This is a genomic window from Streptomyces sp. GL_140 (assembly GCF_057834465.1).
In genome coordinates this window covers 7,688,229-7,706,082 of record NZ_CM174404.1, presented here as the reverse complement: position 1 = coordinate 7,706,082, position 17,854 = coordinate 7,688,229, and the positions used below count along the sequence as shown (strand labels likewise).

General features: G+C 73.4%; 13 protein-coding genes. 9 read left to right on the top strand and 4 right to left on the bottom strand.

The genetic code is table 11. From position 1 onward, the window contains the following. The first annotated feature begins 154 nt into the window (after nt 1–154). From AC3IYJ_RS35840 to AC3IYJ_RS35830, 3 genes are all read left to right on the top strand, one after another. On the top strand, nt 155–2,899 hold the full coding sequence (locus AC3IYJ_RS35840; RefSeq protein WP_489398678.1) for an alpha/beta fold hydrolase: 2,745 nt from the start codon (nt 155–157) through the stop codon (nt 2,897–2,899). Beyond that, nucleotides 2,896–3,795: an ABC transporter permease gene (locus tag AC3IYJ_RS35835; RefSeq protein WP_489398677.1), complete on the top strand. Its 900-nt coding sequence runs from the start codon at nt 2,896–2,898 to the stop codon at nt 3,793–3,795. Before AC3IYJ_RS35840 ends, AC3IYJ_RS35835 begins: the two co-directional genes overlap by 4 nt. Nucleotides 3,796–3,942: 147 nt before the next feature. Further along, a complete protein-coding gene (locus tag AC3IYJ_RS35830; RefSeq protein WP_489398676.1) occupies nt 3,943–4,632 on the top strand; it encodes a carbonic anhydrase in 690 nt (229 codons plus the stop codon). A gap of 63 nt (nt 4,633–4,695) precedes the next feature. Here AC3IYJ_RS35830 and AC3IYJ_RS35825 read toward each other — a convergent pair whose 3' ends face one another. Beyond that, entirely contained in the window at nt 4,696–5,643 is a 948-nt protein-coding gene (locus AC3IYJ_RS35825; protein WP_489398675.1) for an aldo/keto reductase, read from the bottom strand. 130 nt (nt 5,644–5,773) lie between these two features. Beyond that, nucleotides 5,774–7,573, bottom strand: coding sequence for a glycoside hydrolase family 35 protein (locus tag AC3IYJ_RS35820; RefSeq protein ID WP_489398674.1), 1,800 nt, complete (start codon nt 7,571–7,573; stop codon nt 5,774–5,776). 180 nt (nt 7,574–7,753) lie between these two features. On the opposite strand from AC3IYJ_RS35820, the gene AC3IYJ_RS35815 reads away from it, so the two are divergent. Both AC3IYJ_RS35815 and AC3IYJ_RS35810 read left to right on the top strand, forming a co-directional pair. After that, nucleotides 7,754–8,917 (top strand): LacI family DNA-binding transcriptional regulator, encoded by a 1,164-nt coding sequence (locus tag AC3IYJ_RS35815; RefSeq protein ID WP_489398673.1) that lies wholly within the window; start codon nt 7,754–7,756, stop codon nt 8,915–8,917. 189 nt (nt 8,918–9,106) lie between these two features. Continuing rightward, nucleotides 9,107–10,099, top strand: a complete 993-nt coding sequence (locus AC3IYJ_RS35810; protein ID WP_489403031.1) for a hydroxyacid dehydrogenase — start codon at nt 9,107–9,109, stop codon at nt 10,097–10,099. 32 nt (nt 10,100–10,131) lie between these two features. Here the strand turns inward: AC3IYJ_RS35810 and AC3IYJ_RS35805 are convergent, their stop codons facing one another. After that, nucleotides 10,132–10,920: a sugar phosphate isomerase/epimerase family protein gene (locus tag AC3IYJ_RS35805; protein WP_489398672.1), complete on the bottom strand. Its 789-nt coding sequence runs from the start codon at nt 10,918–10,920 to the stop codon at nt 10,132–10,134. Further along, nucleotides 10,917–11,999, bottom strand: coding sequence for a LacI family DNA-binding transcriptional regulator (locus AC3IYJ_RS35800; protein WP_489398671.1), 1,083 nt, complete (start codon nt 11,997–11,999; stop codon nt 10,917–10,919). The genes AC3IYJ_RS35805 and AC3IYJ_RS35800 overlap by 4 nt, the downstream gene beginning before the upstream one ends. Nucleotides 12,000–12,210: 211 nt before the next feature. On the opposite strand from AC3IYJ_RS35800, the gene AC3IYJ_RS35795 reads away from it, so the two are divergent. From AC3IYJ_RS35795 to AC3IYJ_RS35780, 4 genes are all read left to right on the top strand, one after another. Beyond that, nucleotides 12,211–13,362 carry a Gfo/Idh/MocA family protein gene (locus AC3IYJ_RS35795; protein ID WP_489398670.1) on the top strand — a complete coding sequence of 384 codons (1,152 nt, stop codon included), beginning with the start codon at nt 12,211–12,213 and terminating at the stop codon, nt 13,360–13,362. Continuing rightward, nucleotides 13,359–14,516 carry a dihydrodipicolinate synthase family protein gene (locus tag AC3IYJ_RS35790; RefSeq protein WP_489398669.1) on the top strand — a complete coding sequence of 386 codons (1,158 nt, stop codon included), beginning with the start codon at nt 13,359–13,361 and terminating at the stop codon, nt 14,514–14,516. Before AC3IYJ_RS35795 ends, AC3IYJ_RS35790 begins: the two co-directional genes overlap by 4 nt. Continuing rightward, nucleotides 14,513–15,352 carry a sugar phosphate isomerase/epimerase family protein gene (locus tag AC3IYJ_RS35785; RefSeq protein ID WP_489398668.1) on the top strand — a complete coding sequence of 280 codons (840 nt, stop codon included), beginning with the start codon at nt 14,513–14,515 and terminating at the stop codon, nt 15,350–15,352. Before AC3IYJ_RS35790 ends, AC3IYJ_RS35785 begins: the two co-directional genes overlap by 4 nt. Nucleotides 15,353–15,418: 66 nt before the next feature. Then, nucleotides 15,419–17,812 carry a polysaccharide lyase 8 family protein gene (locus AC3IYJ_RS35780; protein ID WP_489398667.1) on the top strand — a complete coding sequence of 798 codons (2,394 nt, stop codon included), beginning with the start codon at nt 15,419–15,421 and terminating at the stop codon, nt 17,810–17,812. The last annotated feature ends 42 nt before the right edge of the window (nt 17,813–17,854 follow it).

Here is a 17,854-nt window from a genome sequence, read left to right as displayed (position 1 = left end):
GCGCGGATCGGCGGTGGTGCTCGGCGTACACCGCGGGCGCCTCGGCGCGTACAGCAGGCGCGGTACGGACAGCGGGTGAAGTAGTCCTTGAGGACGTCGGCAGTTCAGCCTGCGGGAGCGCGGGCGCGGCGGGCCCGGCGACTAGGGTTCCCGTATGAAGCTCCGACTGCCCCGGCGCCGCCGAAGCCGCCTGCTCGCGGGCGCCGCCGCGCTCGCCGTCGTCGCGGGGGCGGGCACGCTGACCGCCACGGCCGCGGCCGGCGAGGATCCGGCCGTGCACCGCGAGGACCGGACGCTCGACATGCCCGGTGCCGGAATCGACATCTCCTACTTCACTTCGGGCGACCGGGGCGGTCAGTCGGGAGGCGGCGGGGAGAAACGTCCCGCCGTACTCCTCGCCCACGGCTTCGGCGGCAGCAAGGAGGACCTCCGGCCGCAGGCCGAACGGCTCGCCCGCGACGGCTACGCGGTGCTGACCTGGTCGGCGCGCGGGTTCGGCCGCTCGGGCGGCACGATCGGGCTGAACGACCCCGACTACGAGGTCAAGGACGTGTCCCGGCTGATCGACTGGCTCGCGGCCCGCCCCGAGGTCCGGCTGGACGCGGCGGGCGATCCGCGGGTGGGCATCGCGGGAGGCTCCTACGGCGGGGCGATCTCCCTGCTCGCGGCCGGACACGACCCGCGCGTGGACGCCATCGCTCCTTCCATCACCTACTGGAACCTCGCGGACTCCCTCTTCCCGAACGACGTCTTCAAGAAGCTCTGGGCGGGACTCTTCTTCACCACCGGTTCCGCGGGCGGGCTCCAGCCCAGCGCCTCCGCCGGGAACGGGTCCCCGGCCACGGCCGGCGCCCCGGCCGCCGCGACCGGGTGCGGGCGCTTCCAGCCCGAGCTGTGCGCCATGTACGAACGGGTCGCGGTGGCCGGCAAACCCGATCCGGAAGCCCGCGCCCTCCTGGAACGGCGGAGCCCGTCCGCCGTCGGCTCGGCGATCAAGGTGCCGACGCTGATCACACAGGGCCAGGACGATTCCCTCTTCCCCCTGGACCAGGCCGATGCCATGGCCAAGGCCATCGCCGCCAACGGAGCTCCCGTCTCCGTGGACTGGGCCGCGGGCGGGCACGACGGCGGAATGCGCGAGGCGGACCGCGTCGAGGGCCGGGTGAAGACCTGGTTCGACCGCTACCTCAAGGAAGACCCGTCCGTGGACACCGGCCCCGTCTTCCGGGTCTCGCGCTCCGGCGGCATCGACTCCACCGACGGCGAGGTCGAACTCCGCGGGGCGACCGGCTCCACCTACCCCGGGCTTCTGTCCGGCCCGCGCGAGTTCGCGCTGGCCGGCCGCGAGCAGAGCTTCGGCAATCCGGCCGGCGGAGCCCCGCCCGCGCTGTCCGCGCTCCCGGGCATCGGCGGGCAGCTCGCCGCCCTCGGAGGCGGGCTCTCGCTGGACTTCCCCGGGCAGAACGCCCGGTTCGAATCGGAGCCGCTGACCGACGAAGTGCGGATCACAGGGACCCCGACTGTCACCCTAAAGGTGAGGTCGACGGCTGCCGACGGTTCGGCCGTGCTGTTCGGCAAGGTCTACGACGTCGGGCCCGACGGCCGCCAGCAGGTTCTGCCCAGTCAGCTGGTGGCCCCGGTCCGGGTGGAGAACGCGCAGCAGGACCGGACCGTCGAGCTGCGGCTGCCCGCGATCGACCACGCCGTCGCGGCGGGGCACCGGCTGCGGCTCGTCGTCGCCGCCACCGACCTGGGCTACGCCTCTCCGGCCGCGCCCGCCACGTACACCGTCTCGGCGCAGGGACCGCTGGCCGTGCCCGTCGCGGCAGGCGTGCGCACGGCGTCCTCGGGGCTGCCCGCGTGGACCTGGGGGATGCCGCTCGTGGCGCTGCTGCTGGCCGCGGGGCTGGTGGGGATCCGCAGGACCGGCCGGGGGCCGGGCGGGATCCGGGTGGGCGCACCACAGCCCGACCCGGCTCTGGCCGACGTACCGCTGGAGATCACCGGGCTGACCAAGCGCTATGCCGGGTCGCAGGACCGCTACGCCGTACGGGACCTGTCCTTCCGGGTGGAGAAGGGCCAGGTGCTCGGCCTGCTCGGGCCCAACGGCGCGGGCAAGACCACGACCCTGCGGATGCTGATGGGCCTGATCACCCCGGACGCCGGGGAGGTCCGGGTGTTCGGGCACGCGGTACGGGCCGGCGCGCCGGTGCTGTCGCGGGTCGGGGCGTTCGTGGAGGGCGCCGGCTTCCTGCCGCACCTGACCGGGCGGGCCAACCTGGAGCTGTACTGGCAGGCCACGGGCCGTCCCGCCGAGGACTCGCACTTGGCGGAGGCCCTGGAGATCGCCGGGCTCGGCGACGCCCTGGAACGCGCGGTGCGCACGTACTCCCAGGGCATGCGCCAGCGCCTCGCGATCGCGCAGGCCATGCTCGGGATGCCGGACCTGCTGATCCTCGACGAGCCGACGAACGGTCTGGACCCGCCGCAGATCCGCGAGATGCGCGATGTGATGATCCGCTACGCGGCGGCCGGGCGGACGGTCATCGTCTCCAGCCACCTGCTGTCGGAGGTGGAGCAGTCCTGTACGCACCTGGTGGTCATGGACCGCGGCCGTCTCGTACAGGCGGGCGAGGTCGCCGAGATCACCGGTGGCGGGGACACCCTGCTGGTGACCCTGGCCGGGCCGGTGGACGAGGCGACGGTCGGCAAGCTGGCCTCGCTGGAGGGAGTGGAGTCCGTGGACGCCGCCGACGACGGGCTGCTCGTACGGCTGGACGGCGCGAGCGCCGTCGAGCTGATCACCGAACTCGTACGGCTGGAGGTGCCGGTGACCGGAGTGGGACCGCACCGAAGGCTCGAAGACGCGTTCCTCACCCTCATCGGAGGTGCGGCATGAGCGCCGTGACGGATGCGCCGGACCGCCCCGACGGCGCGGCGGTAACCGAGGTGGCTCCCGGCTACCGGGCGAGCCGGACGCTGCCGCTGCGCGTGGAGGCACTGCGGCAGTGGCGACGGCGGCGGACGCTGGTGATGGCCGGGATCCTCGCCGCGCTGCCGTTCGTCCTGATGATCGCCTTCGCGGTGGGCGGCGGGCCGGGCAGCCGGGGCGGCGGCAACGGCCGGATCACCCTCATCGACACGGCGACGGCCTCGGGCGCGAACTTCGCGGCCACCTGTCTGTTCGTGTCGGCCGGGTTCCTGCTGGTGGTGCCGGTGGCGCTGTTCTGCGGGGACACGGTGGCCTCCGAGGCCAGTTGGTCCTCGCTGCGCTACCTGCTGGCCTCGCCCGTGCCCCGGGCCCGGCTGCTGTGGAGCAAGCTGGTGGTGGCGCTGGGGTTCAGCCTGGCGGCGATGGTGCTGCTGCCGGTGGTGGCGCTGGCGGCGGGCACGGCGGCGTACGGGTGGGGGCCGCTGAAGCTCCCGACGGGCGGCGCCCTGGCGGCAGGGGACACCCTGGGCCGGCTGGCGATCGTCGTCGCGTTCATCTTCGTGTCCCAGCTGGTCACGGCCGGGCTGGCGTTCTGGCTGTCGACGCGGACGGACGCGCCGCTGGGCGCGGTGGGCGGTGCGGTCGGTCTGACGATCGTCGGCAATGTGCTGGACGCGGTGACGGCGCTGGGGTCCTGGCGGGAGTTCCTGCCGGCGCACTGGCAGTTCGCGTGGGCCGACGCCCTGCAGCCTCAGCTGGAATGGGGCGGAATGATCAAGGGTGCGGCGGTGTCGGTGTCGTACGCGCTGGTGCTGTTCGCGCTCGCCTTCCGCGGGTTCGCGCGCAAGGACATCGTGTCCTGAGCCCTTCCCGGCTCAGGCACCCTCGGCATCGACCGTCCGGGGCACGGGCGCCCGCGCCCGGGTGTGCCTGCCAGGGCCCGCCCCTCCCGGGCTGAACAATCGCCACGGCCAGGACGCCGCCGCGAGCAGCACCGAGGGGTAGACCCGATGGGCAGAGCAGAACTTCCGCCGCGCAGGTTCGTGCTGACCGGGGGCCTCGCGGCCGCGGTGGCCGCCGCGACCGCGCTCTCGGGGTGCTCGGCGAAGAGTGCCCCGGAGGCGATGACGGCCGCACCACAACCGCGTCCCAGCACTCCGGAGGCCGCGTACGCCCGGCTGATGGAGGGCAACAAGCGCTGGGTCGGCCCGGTCGTCACCGGGTCGGTCGAGTTCGGGCCGGTGACGGCGGGCACCCCGCTGATCCTCGTCCTCGGACACCAGCGCTGCGGGGCCATCGACGCGTCGTACCAGGCGCTGCGGGACGGCAATTCGCTGCCCGGCAACCTGCAGGCGATCTCCAAGGCCCTGGAGCCCGCGTACGCCGCGACCGTCAAGAACCCGGGCGCCGATCCGGTCGACACCATGATCCGCCATCAGATCAAGCTGACGGCGGACGAGCTGCGGGCCAACGCGGACCTGGCGCCCCTGGTGAAGAAGGGCTCCGTCGCCGTGGTCGGCGGGTACTACTCGCTGGACACCGGCCTGGTGGAGGTCCTGACCGGCGCGCCGGCGGGCGCCGCGTACGCGAGCCCGTACGCGAGTCCCTCCGCGAGCGCTTCGCCGAGCGGCTCCTCGAGCGGCTCGGCGAGCCCTTCGCAGTCCGCTTCCGAAGCACCCGAAGGACAACCGACCCCGTAGGACAACCGACCCGTAACCCCCGCCGCCCGGCCGACCGCTACCCCGCTCCGCCCACCGTGCCCGTCACCGCGCGGCCCCCGCTATCGCGTCGACCTCGGCCAGCAGTTCGGCGTCGAGCGGCCGGTCGGCGACGGCCGCGTTGGCGCGCACCTGCTCGGCGGAGGTGGCGCCCGCGATCACGGAGGAGCAGCCGGGCTGGGCGCCGAGCCAGCCGATGGCGAGTTCCAGGACGGTGCGGCCGTGCTTCTCGGCGAGCGCGGCCAGTGCCTCCACGATGTCGAGGCGCGCGTCGGTGAGGTAGGCGTCGCGGCCTTCGAGGCGGGAGCCGGCCGGTACGGGGGCGCCCCGGCGTATCTTGCCCGTCAGCAGGCCGTTGGCGAGCGGGAAGTACGGCAGGACGCCGACGCCGTAGTGCAGGGCGGCCGGGACGAGCTCGCGCTCCGCCGACCGCTGGAGCAGCGACCATTCGTTCTGGGCGGAGACGAAGGGCGCCGCGCCGGTTTCGCGCGCGACGTGGGCGGCTTCGGCGAGCTGCCAGCCGACGAGGTTGGAGTGTCCGATGTAGCGGATCTTGCCTTCGGCGACGAGCTCGGTGAGCGCGGCGAGGGTCTCGCCGATGGCGACGGTCGGGTCGGGGGTGTGCAACTGGTAGAGGTCGATGTGGTCGGTCCGCAGGCGGCGCAGGGACTCCTCGACGGCGCGCCGGATGTACGCGCGACCGCCGCGGGAGCCGGCGGCGGCCCCGTATCCCATGTCCGTGGAGTGGTGGCCGAACTTGGTGGCGAGGACCACCTGGTCGCGGCGTCCCTTGAGGACCTCGCCGAGCTGGATCTCGGAACCGCCGCGGCCTCCGTAGATGTCGGCGGTGTCGAGGAGGGTGATGCCGGCGTCGAGCGCGGCGTCCACGACCCCGCGGGTGGCCCGCACGTCGAGGCGGCCGCCGAAGTTGTTGCAGCCGAGCCCGATCGCGGACACCTGAAGACCTGAATTGCCCAGGGGGAGATAGCGCATGCTCTTCGTTCCTCCACAGTCGTCCGGCGGATGATCAACCAAGTCGCCAGTCTAGGCCGACCGGTTGACGCCGGGCCTCCCCTTGTGGAGAACCTCTGACGGGTACCCGCCAGAGGCTCCGGACCCCCGCTCAGTAGTCGATGTCGACGACCGTGGGGCGACCGAGGTCGGGCTGGTCGCGCAGTGGCAGCCCGGTTCCGGGTTGCTCCAGTTCCAGTACGACGATCTCGTTCGCGCCGGCCCGCCAGAGCGGGGCGGGGGCGTACAGCGCGCGCTGCGGGCCGCGCGGAGTGTCGTAGTGGCCCAGGAGGAAACCGTTGAGCCAGACCAGGCCGGTGCCCCACCCGGACAGGTCGAGGAAGCCGTCCGCGGGCGGCTCGACGAGGGAATGGGTGAACCGGTGGAAGGCGGGCTCGCCCGGCTCGGCTCCGTCCGCCGACCACCGCAGGGCGCCCGGACCTGCCGTGTCGGAGAGCGGCAGCGGCCGTATCTCCCACTCGAAGAGGTGCTGGTGGCCGTGGCGCACGGCCCGCGTGATGCCCTTGCGGTCGTCGAGCAGGGGCCCGTAGTTGACCCGGCCCTGGGCCCGGACGAGGAGGTCGAGGACGACTCCGGCCTCGCCGACGGGCAGGTCGAGCCCCTCGTCGGGGGCGTTGCGGTCGAGGACGCCGAGCGGCACCCCGTCCGCGAAGACGTACGCGCGGTCGCCCAGCCCGTCGATCCTGACGGGCATCGCGGGGCGCGGCCCGGTGATCGTGGTGCGGTAGTGGATCAGGCCGTGGTCCTGGCCGAGCTTCTCCATGGACTCGGGAGCCGGACGCAGGACCGGTTCCCCGGCGAGGACGTCCAGGTGGGCGAGGAGCGGCGCGACGCCCCCGGGGACGGCTTGGGCGGGTGTCATCCGGGGCAGCGGCTCGGGCAGCGGGCCTTCGGGCAGCGGCAGGTACTTGCCGATGACCTCGCGGAACGCGTGGAACTTCGGAGTCAGTTCGCCCGCCTCGCCGATCGGGGCGTCGTAGTCGTAGCTGGTGACGGTGGGCTGGTAACCGGGGTCGCCGGGGCGGGAACCCGTGTGGTTGGCACCGGCCCAGTAGCCGAAGTTGGTGCCGCCGTGGGCCATGTAGAGGTTGACCGAGGCGCCGGAGGCCAGGAGTTCGTCGAGCGACTGCGCCGCTTCCTCGACCTCGCGCACGTGGTGCTCCTCGCCCCAGTGGTCGAACCAGCCGATCCAGAACTCCATCGCGGTGAGCGGGCCGGTCCGCTGGTAGCGGCGCAGGTTCGCGAGCCGCTCCGCGGGCTTGGCCCCGAAGGTGGCGGTGGCGAGCCTGCCCGGGACCATGCCGCCCTGCAGCATGGCGTCCTCGGGGCCGTCCGCGGTGAACAGCAGGCAGTCGACGCCGCGTTCGAGGAGTCCGCGCTCGACGTGGGCGCGGTAGCGGGCGTCGTTGCCGTACGAGCCGTACTCGTTCTCGATCTGGACGGCGACGACGGGGCCGCCGCGGCCGGCGAGATGGGGCAGCAGCTCGGGGACGACCTGGTCGAACCAGCCGTCCACCTCGGCCTCGAAGCGGGGGTCGGAGCAGCGCAGGCGCAGGCCGTCGATGGCGAGCAGCCGGGCGGGCAGGCCGCCGAAGTCCCATTCGGCGCAGATGTACGGGCCGGGCCGGACGATGACGTCGAGGCCGAGGTCCTGGGCGATGCGCAGGAACCGGCCGAGGTCACGCGGGCCGGTGAAGTCGGCCTTGCCCGGGGCGGTCTCGTGGAAGTTCCAGGGGACGTAGGTGTCCACGGTGTTGACGCCCAGGGCGCGCAGCCGGGTGAGGCGGTCCTCCCACAGGTCGGGGTGGACCCGGAAGTAGTGCAGGGCCCCCGAAACGATGCGGTGGGGGCGATCTGCGCGCCGGAAGCCGTCCTGGTCGTGCGTGAGCATGCGCTGACTCCCGGGAGAGGTCGAGATGCTGCCGTGAGGTGCGGGGACCTGGCCGAATATATGAACGCGCGGTCCGCGCCGTCAATGACCGGTTGATCGGGATCGATCGATTCGATTGTTTCGATTACCTATGATGGAAGCGAGCACGTCACGCCGCGCCCGCCGACAGCAGGGGGATCCTTGAGACCACATGTGGACCACCGCCAGGCCCGGGTGCGCGAACTCGTCCGAGTACGGGGCAGCGTGCGCGTGGTGGACCTCGCCCGGGAGCTCGGCGTCTCCCCGGTCACCCTGCGGCGGGACATCGAGGCGATGGCGGCGCGGGGCGAGATCCAGCGGATGCACGGGGTGATCAGCCGGGTGATCGGCCGGGCGGGCGATTCGGGCAGCGCGTCCGATGTGCGCCGCGGCCCCGGCGCCCGTGGCGCCAGTGGCGCCGTCTCAGGCGGCTCCGTCCCCGGTGGCGGCGGGCTGGTGATCGGGATGGTGGTGCCGACCACCGACTACTACTACGCCGACGTCGTGCGCGGGGCCCGCGAGGTGGTCGAGGCCCGGGGTGCGCGGCTCACCGTGGGGCTGACCCGGTACCTGCCGGGCGAGGACCGGACGCAGGCCGACCGGCTGCTGTCCACGGGAGCGGACGGACTGCTGCTGACCCCGAACTGGGACACCGGTTCGGCCGGCCCCGGCGAGGGCGCGTGGACTGCGGAACTTCCGGTTCCGGCGGTGCTGGTGGAGCGGTGGGCCCCGCCGGGGCACCCGGCAGCGTCGCTGGACCGGGTGGCCTCCGACCATGCGCACGGCGCGGCGCGGGCGGTGCGGCACCTGGCGGGGCTGGGCCACCGGCGGATCGCCCTGGCCAGCCGGGAGACGCCCACCTCGGCGCGGCTTCGGGCCGGGTTCGAGGGGGCCGTGGCGGCGCTGGAGCTGGAGTCCGCACCGGCCTGGCCGGCCGCCGGGCCGGGGCCGCTCACGGAGGCGGAGGTGTTCGCGCGGACGCTGGACTACCTGTGCGCGGCGGTGACCTCGGGCGGCGTGACGGCCGCGCTGATCCACAGCGACACGGACGCGATCATGCTGATCCCGCGGCTCCAGGCGCGGGGTGTGCGGGTGCCCGAGGACCTGGCGGTGATCACGTACGACGACGAGGTGGCCGGGCTGGCCGACGTACCGCTGTCGGCGGTGGCGCCGGCCAAGCGCGAGGTGGGGGCGCGGGCAGCGGCCCTGTTGCTGGACCGGCTGGCCGGGGGCGGGGGCGGGGGCGGGGGCACGGGAACGGAGGACTCGGAGGAGAGCCCGCGACAGCATCTGGAACTGCTCCCCCGGCTGACCGTTCGCCCGTGAAGGGCGGGCCGGGCGAACTGAACTGATTGTTTTGATCGACTTGCGCGTTCAGTCTTGACTGCACGGTCGCCCGCGCAAAGGATGGGCCTCGTCGCCGGATCTCACCGCAGGAGCCGTCAAGTGACCCACCCCGCCTCCGCGTCCGGTCCTGCCTTCGTCCCGCCGTACCGCCCCGCCACCGTGCTCGCCATGAGCCCCGGCACCCGGGCCGCCGTGCTCGGCGGCCGGGTCCTGCCGGAGCTGATCAGGGTCGCCGACGTGGACCCCGATCTGCTCCTGACCGACTTCGGGTCCGCCTTCGCCGAGGACGCCTTCGCCAGACGGCTGGCCACGGCCGAAGTGCTGTTCACCGGCTGGGGGTGTCCGCCCCTGGACGCGGGCGCGCTGGAGCGGATGCCGAGGCTGCGGGCCGTCGTGCACGCGGCCGGAAGCGTCAAGAACCATGTCACCCGGGCCTGCTGGGAGCGCGGGCTGCTCGTCTCCAGTGCCGCCGCCGCGAACGCCCTGCCGGTCGCCGAGTACACGCTCGCCGCCATCCTCTTCGCCAACAAGCGCGTCCTTGAATCCGCGCACGCCTACGGGGCGACCCGCGGCCCCATCGACCTGCTCCGCCGCTATCCGGCCGTCGGCAACTACCGGCGCACGGTCGGCCTGGTCGGAGCCTCGCTCATCGGCCGGCGCGTGCTGGAGCTGCTGCGCCCCTTCGACATGCGGGTGCTCGTCCACGATCCGTATGTCGACCCGGGCGAGATCGCGGCCCTGGGCGCCGAGGCCGTCCCGCTCGACGAACTGCTGCGCCGCAGCGACGTGGTGAGCCTGCACGCTCCCGCGCTGCCCGAAACCCGCCATCTGCTGGACGCGTCGCGGCTGGCCCTGATGCCGGACGGCGCGACCCTGGTGAACACCGCGCGCGGCTCGCTCGTCGACACGGCGGCACTGACCGAGGAACTGGTCTCGGGCCGGCTGCACGCCGTGCTGGACCACACCGAGCCGGAGATCCTCCCCGCCGTCTCCCCCCTGTACAACCTGCCGAACGTGCTGCTGACCCCGCACGTGGCGGGGTCGCTCGGCGGCGAACTGGACCGCCTGGCGGCAACGGCGGTGGCCGAACTGGAGCGCTACGCCCTGGGCCTCGGCTTCCACCACCCCGTCGACCCGTCCCGCCTGGGCAACTCGGCCTGACGACCGGACGGCCCGGACCGTCCCCGTCCTCGCTACAGGCCCCGGGCGGCGAGCCCCTCCAGGTACGCCCGGCCCCGCGCGAGCTGCCCCGGCAGTTCGGCGGCGTCGGGGTACCAGCGCTTCTCGTACTCCCAGCAGAGCCATCCGTCCGGCCGTACGAGGGCCACTGCCTCGGCGAGCGGCAGCGCACCCGCGCCGAGCCCGAGGGGGGTCGGCTCGTGCGCCGACGCCACGTCCTTGACCTGTACGTAGCCCAGGTGCGCGGCCAGGGCGCGGTGCGACTCGGCGGGCGATTCGCCGCCGAGCCAGGTGTGGAGCACGTCCCACAGCGCGCCGGCGGCCGGATGCCCGACCCGGTCGAGCACCCGGGCCGTCGCGTCCGCGGTGCGGTGCGAGTCGTGGGTCTCCAGCAGGATCCGCACCCCGTGCCGCTCGGCGAAGGGTGCGGCGGCCCGGAGGCGGCGGACCGCGTGGGCATCGGCTTGCGCCGCGGGCAGTTCACCGCCGCCGGGGAAGACCCGTACGCAGGGGGCTTCGAGGTCGGCGGCGAGCCGGACCAGGGCGTGGATCTCGGCGAGGACCGGCTCGTCGGGCCCCGCGGCGGCCACTCGGGCGTACCCGGCGACCCCGAGGACCGTGACGCCCGCGGCGGTCAGGGTCCGCAGCCCCGCCGCACGGTCGGCGGCGGAGCTCCCTGCGTGCAGGGGCTCCTCGGCGTGGGCGCGCAGCTCGAGCCCCTGGTACCCGTGGGCCGCGGCGAGGGCGGCGCTGCGCTCCAGGGCGGCGCCGGGCAGACCGAGGGTGGAGAAGGCGTACTTCACGGGCGGCTCCCCGGGACGGCGGCGGGCGGCGGCGCGGTGGAGCCGCGCACCATCAGCTCCGCCGGGAGCGTGGTGATGCCGCCGGGAGGCAGTGCTCTGCGGCCGGTGACGAGCTGCGCGGCGAGTACCCCCGCCTCGCGCAGCGGCACCCGGACCGTGGTGAGTGCGGGCGCGGTGTCGACGCAGACGGGCAGGTCGTCGAAGCCCGCGATGGAGACGTCCTCGGGTATCCGCAGCCCGGCCTCGCGCAGGGCTGCGGCGACCCCGGTGGCCACGGTGTCGTTGGCCGCGGCGACGGCGGTGAAGGGGGCTCCCCGGCGGAGCAGTTCGCGGGTGGCGTCGTATCCGGCGGAACGCTCGAATCCGGCGTGCACGGTGAGGTCCGCGCAGCGCTCGGGCAGTCCGGGGTCGTGGTGGCGCAGGGCGTCCTGGTGTCCCGCGAGCCGCTCCCGGGTGGTGCTCAGTCCGGGCGGGCCGGCGATGTAGGCAATGCGTCGGTGCCCGAGGCTCAGCAGGTGCTCGGCGAGCCGGAAGGCGCCGCCCCGGTCGTCGAACATGACGGTGGCGACGGGGAGTCCGGCGGGCATGGGCAGCGGGGGGCGTCCGCACAGGACCACCGGGGCGCCGGTGGCGGCTATCCGGGCGAGGCGGGCGGCGAGGGCCCGGGTGTGCTCCGGTTCCTCGACGGCTCCGCCGGTCAGGACGACCCCGCCGGCCCGCTGTCCTTCCAGGAGGGCGAGGTAGGCGAGCTCGGCGGCCGGCGCTCCCTCGGTGTTGCAGACGACGGCGAGGCGGCGGACCTCGCCCTGGCCGCCGGGGGCCAGGGCGCGCTGGACCGACCCGGCGAGGATGCCGAAGAAGCTGTCGGCGACGTCGTGGACGAGGACGCCGACGAGATCGGAGGTGGCGGCGGCGAGGGCCCGCGCGGGGCCGTTGGCGATGTAGCCGAGGTCCTCGACCGCTTGCTCGACCCGGGTCCTGGTGGCACCGGCCACCGGATATCCGCCGTTCAGCACGCGCGAGACCGTGGCGGGCGATACGCCCGCCTGCGCCGCGACTTCGGCGAGTGTCACCGCCATCAGACCCCCTCCTCCCGCTCTTGCGACCGATGCCTTCCGGTCCGTCCCGGCCCATCGTCTCATCCGGTGTGTGGATCTCCATTCTCGCCGATGGAGAAAGCGCTTTCTATCACCCGTTCGAGTCTTGCAGAGCCGTGTTACACGGACCTAGCCTGATGTGAGTGAAAGCGCTTTCTATCGCATGGCTTCTATCGCACAGGAGGGGGACACCATGAAGCGCAGGACCATCAAGATCGCAATGAACGGCGTCACCGGGCGGATGGGATACCGCCAGCACCTGGTCCGTTCCCTGCTCGCACTGCGTGAACAGGGCGGGCTCGACCTCGGCGACGGCACGGTGCTCTGGCCGGAGCCGGTGCTGGTCGGCCGCCGCGAGGCGGCCCTGCGGGCCATCGCCGAGCGGCACGGCCTGGAGCACGTGTCCACGGACCTGGCGGCCGTGCTGGCCGATCCGGAGGTCGAGGTCTACTTCGACGCGCAGGTCACCGGGGCCCGCGAGGCGGCGGTAAGGCAAGCCGTGGCGGCGGGCAAGCATGTGTACTGCGAGAAGCCCACCGCCCTGACCTTCGAGGCCTCGCTGGAGCTCGCCAGACTGGCCGACGCGGCCGGGATCAAGCACGGGGTGGTGCAGGACAAACTGTTCCTGCCCGGCCTGCTGAAGCTCAGACGCCTCGTCGAAGGCGGCTTCTTCGGCGAGATCCTCTCCGTGCGCGGGGAGTTCGGCTACTGGGTCTTCGAGGGCGACTGGCAGCCCGCCCAGCGGCCGTCGTGGAACTACCGGACGCAGGACGGCGGCGGCATCGTCGCCGACATGTTCCCGCACTGGGAGTACCTGATGCACGAGCTGTTCGGCCGGGTCCGCACCGTGCAGGCGCTCACACGCACCCACATCGGCCGCCGCTGGGACGAGGAGGGCAAGCCGTACGAGGCGACGGCCGATGACGCGGCGTACGGGATCTTCGAGCTCGAGGGCGGGGCGGTCGCCCAGATCAACTCCTCCTGGGCGGTCCGCGTCCACCGCGACGAGCTGGTGGAGTTCCAGGTCGACGGGACCCACGGCTCGGCCGTGGCCGGGCTGCGCGGCTGCCGGATCCAGCACCGCGCGGCGACGCCGAAGCCCGTGTGGAATCCGGACCTGCCGCTGACCGAACGGTTCCGTGACCAGTGGCAGGAGGTACCGGACAACAGCCCCGCGGAAAACGGTTTCAAGGCCCAGTGGGAGCTGTTCCTGCGTCACGTCGTCCTGGACGAACCCTGGCAGTGGGACCTGCTGGCCGGGGCCCGCGGGGTGCAGCTCGCCGACCTCGGGCTGCGCTCCGCCGCCGAGGGCAGGCGGCTCGCGGTGCCGGAGGTGAGGCTGTGAGCATCCGGCTCCCCTCCCCCGACGGCGCGCTGCGCCTGCACACTGCGCTCACCCCTCCGCTGGCTCCGCTGACGTGCGGACCGGCCCGCAGCCGCACCTTCTATTCCGCCGCGCACGTGGTCGCCGATCCGCTCCGGGCCTGCGCCGACTCCCCGCCGGTGATCGACTGGGAGAGCACGCTCGCCTTCCGCCGCCGGCTGTGGGACCAGGGGCTCGGGGTCGCCGAGGCCATGGACACGGCGCAGCGCGGGATGGGCATGGACTGGCCGGCCGCGGCGGAGCTGATCCGCCGGTCCGCCGCCGAGGCCCGCGCGGTGGGCGGCCGGATCGTGTGCGGTGCGGGCACCGACCAGCTGGCTCCGGACACGCAGCATTCCCTGGCCGCCGTCACTGCGGCGTACGAGGAGCAGCTGGCGCATGTCGAGGAGTGCGGGGCGGGGCCGGTGCTGATGGCCTCGCGGGCCCTGGCCGCGGCGGCGCGGGGCCCGGAGGACTATCTCGAGGTCTACGGCACGCTGCTGAGCCGCAGCGCCCGGCCGGTGGTCCTGCACTGGCTGGGGCCGATGTTCGACCCGGCGCTGGAGGGGTACTGGGGACACGCCGGTCTCGACGAGGCCACGGACGTCTTCCTGAAGGTCGTCTCGGAGCATCCGGAGAAGGTCGACGGGATCAAGGTCTCGCTGCTCGACGCGGGACGTGAGGTGGACATCCGGCGACGGCTTCCGCCAGGTGTCCGCTGCTACACCGGCGACGACTACCACTATCCGGAACTGATCGCCGGAGACGGCGAGTCGGCCAGCGACGCCCTGCTGGGTATCTTCGATCCGATCGCCCCGATCGCGGCGCGGGCGGCGCACGCTCTCGACCGGCAGGACGTGGCGGGGTTCCGCGAGCTGCTGGATCCCACGGTGGCGCTGTCGCGGCACCTGTTCGCTCCGCCGACCCGGTACTACAAGACGGGGGTGGTGTTCCTGGCCTGGCTGGCGGGACATCAGGAGCACTTCGCGATGGTGGGCGGGCTGCACTCGGCCCGCTCGCTCCTCCACCTCGCGAGCGCCTACGAACTGGCCTCCGGCCTGGGTCTGTTCCCGGATCCGGAGCTCGCCGAGGCCCGGATGCGGCAGCTGCTCTCCCTGTACGGGGTGGCCTCGTGAGCCGGGCACCGGCTTCGGCCCGATTCAGTCTGAACCAGGAGACGATCCGCCAGTGGTCGCTGCCCGAGCTGGTCGCCGGGTGCACGGCGGCGGGGGTCGGGGCGGTCGGGCTGTGGCGCGATCCGGTGCAGCGGTTCGGGGTGCGGGAGACGGCGAAGCTGGTGGCCGGAGCCGGACTTCGGGTCAGCTCCCTGTGCCGGGGCGGCTTCTTCACCGCCGCCGACCCGGCCGGGCGCGCGGCCGCCCTGGAGGACAACCGCCGGGCCGTCGAGGAGGCCGCCGAGCTGGGCGCGGACGCGCTGGTGCTGGTCTCGGGCGGGCTGCCGGACGGGGACCGGGACCTGGCGGGGGCCCGGCGGCGGATCGTGGACGTCCTCGGCGAACTGGCCCCGTACGCCGCCGCCCACGAGGTGCGGCTGGGGATCGAGCCGCTGCATCCGATGTACGCGGCGGACCGCTGCGTGGTCTCCACGCTCGGCCAGGCCCTGGACATCGCCGAGCAGTTCCCGGCGGAGCGGGTGGGGGTGGTGGTCGACTCGTACCACCTCTGGTGGGACGAGCGGCTCCCCGCCGAGGTACGGCGGGCCGGTGAGGGCGGGCGGATCGTGTCCGTGCAGGTCGCCGACTGGGTGACCCCGTTGCCGGAGGGCGTGCTGCTCGGCCGGGGGCAGCTGGGTGACGGCTCGATCGATCTGCGGGCCTTCCGGGAGCTGACCGACGCGGCCGGGTACCGAGGTCCGGTGGAGGTCGAGATCTTCCATCCGGGCCTGTGGGCCCGCGAGGGTGCGGAGGTCCTGCGGGAGGTGATCGAGCGCTACCGCGAGCACGTCGCGTGAGCCGTGCGGCAGGGGTGGATCAGCGGGGTCGAGTAGCCGGAAGCGATTCAGTCGAAGGAGACTGCGATGACAGATGTGTGGAGCCGCCGTGCCTTCCTCTCGGCGGCGGGTGCAGGTGTGGTGCTGCTCGGTACGCCCGCCTTCCAGGCGGTCGCGGGGACGGTGACATCGGTCCACGAGGCCATGCGCACGGTCTGGCAGGGCCTGGTCCTGGGTTCACGGTTCTCCGCCACCGCGGAGCCGTTCCGTACCCGGTTGGCGGCCCTGGGCGCGCAGGCCGGCCAGTGGCAGGCCTCGATGGCCCCGGCCACCGGTTCGCTCTGGCCCGACCAGGTCTTCACCACCGACCCCGAGTGGATGGCGCAGAGCTACTACCGGCTGCGGACGATGGCCGAGGCCCATGTCCGTCCCGGCACCGGGCTCACCGGGGACCCCGGGCTGCTGGCGGCCGTGCTGACCGGGATGGACCACATGCACGCGCAGGTCTACAACGCCTCAAGGGCGCGGTACGGAAACTGGTGGTGCTGGCAGATCGGAGCCCCGCAGGCCCTGCTCGACATCTGCGTACTGCTCTACGACCGGCTGCCGCCGGCAAGGCTCGCCGATTACTGCGCGGCGGTGGACCATTTCGTGCCCGACTCGGTGGTCGCCTCGTACTCCGGGACCAGCACGGGCGCCAACCGGGTGGACCTGTGCCGGGTGCTGGCGCTGCGCGGGGTGGTCGCCGGGGAGGGCGCGAAGATCGCGCTGGCCCGGGACGCCCTCTCCCCGGTCTTCCCGTTCGTCACCACCGGCGACGGGCTCTACCGGGACGGCTCCTTCATCCAGCATTCCTATGTGGCGTACACCGGCTCGTACGGATCGGTCATGCTCGGCGGACTGGGCATGCTGTTCGGCCTGTTGAAGGGGACGGCGTGGGAGGTCACCGATCCCGGCTCGCAGATCGTCTTCGACGCGGTCGAGAACGCCTGGGCCCCGTTCCTCTTCAACGGACTGATGATGGACGCGGTGTCGGGGCGGGCCCCCAGCCGGGGCGTCCAGGTGGCCGATCCGCTGCAGGTCCAGATGGACGACCACACCCGCGGGCACGCCGTACTCGCCGCCATCCTGCTGCTCTCCGAGGGCGCGAGCAGTGCCGAACGGGCCCGCTGGCGATCCCTGGTCAAAGGCTGGGTGGCGCGGGACTACTACAGCGCACCGCTGTCGGACACCACCCTGACCCTGTCGGCCCTGGCCCGGCTCTCCGAGTTGTCGGCGGACACGTCGGTCACGGCCGCGGCGGAGCCGGTGGCGCACCGGCTGTTCCCGTCGATGGACCGGGCCGCGCACCGGCGGCCCGCCTGGGCGGCCTCGCTGTCCATGGCCTCGAAGCGGATCACCCACTACGAAACGGGCAACGGCGAGAACCTGCGCGGCTGGCACACCGGCAGCGGCATGCTCTGCTGGTGGGGATCCGGCTACGGCAACGGGCAGTACTCGGACGCCTTCTGGCCCACGGTGGATCCGTACCGGCTGCCCGGGATCACCGCCTCGCGCAAGGCCCTGGCCGATGGCGCGGGCGGGGACTGGGGGGCCTCCCGGCCGGACGTCACCTGGGTGGGCGGCACCACGGACGGGGAGTTCGCTTCGGTGGGTCAGCATCTGAAGGGGCTGGGGAGCACGCTCACGGCGCGCAAGTCCTGGTTCTTCCTCGATGACACGGTGGTCTGTCTGGGCGCCGGGATCAGCGCCTCCGACGGCACCGCGGTCGACTCGGTCATCGACAACCGGAATCTGGGCGCGGCCGGCGCCCATGCCCTGACCGTCGGCGGCACGGTCCAGCCGGCCACCCTGGGGTGGACCGCCTCCTTCCCCGGACCCGGCTGGGCGCACCTGGCGGGCTTCGGCGGGTATGTGATGTCGGGCTCCGGGACCTTCAGGGCACTGCGGGAGGCCCGTACCGGCAAGTGGAGCGATATCAACCGGAACGCTTCCGGCACGGCCCTGACCCGGCGCTATCTGACGCTCTGGTACGACCACGGGACGGATCCGACCGACGGGCGCTACGTCCACCAGCTGATGCCCGGCGCCTCCGCCGCCCAGACCTCGGCGCGGGCCGCGGCGACGGGATGGCTGACCGTGCTGGCCAACAACCCGGCCGCCCAGGGCGTGTCGGTCGGCTCTCTCGGCTTCACAGGAGTCAACTTCTGGCAGGCCGGAGCGGTGGGTCCGCTGCAGGCGAGCGCGCCCTGTTCGGTGACGGTGCGCGAGCGCGGCGACGGCACGGCCGTGGTCTGCGTCTCGGACCCGACGCGCACGCTGACGGCCCTGACCCTGGTGTGGAACCGGCCCGTGGCGCAGGTGCTCTCCCGGGCGGCGAGTGTGGTCTCGGCGACCGGCGGGACCGGTCTGCGCCTCGACTTCGCCGGCCTGACCTCGCTGGAGGGAGCCTCCCAGGAGGTGGTGGTGCGGCTGGGGTGATCCGGACTCCCGCGGGGCGGTAACAGCTGAGGCCATGAGGTG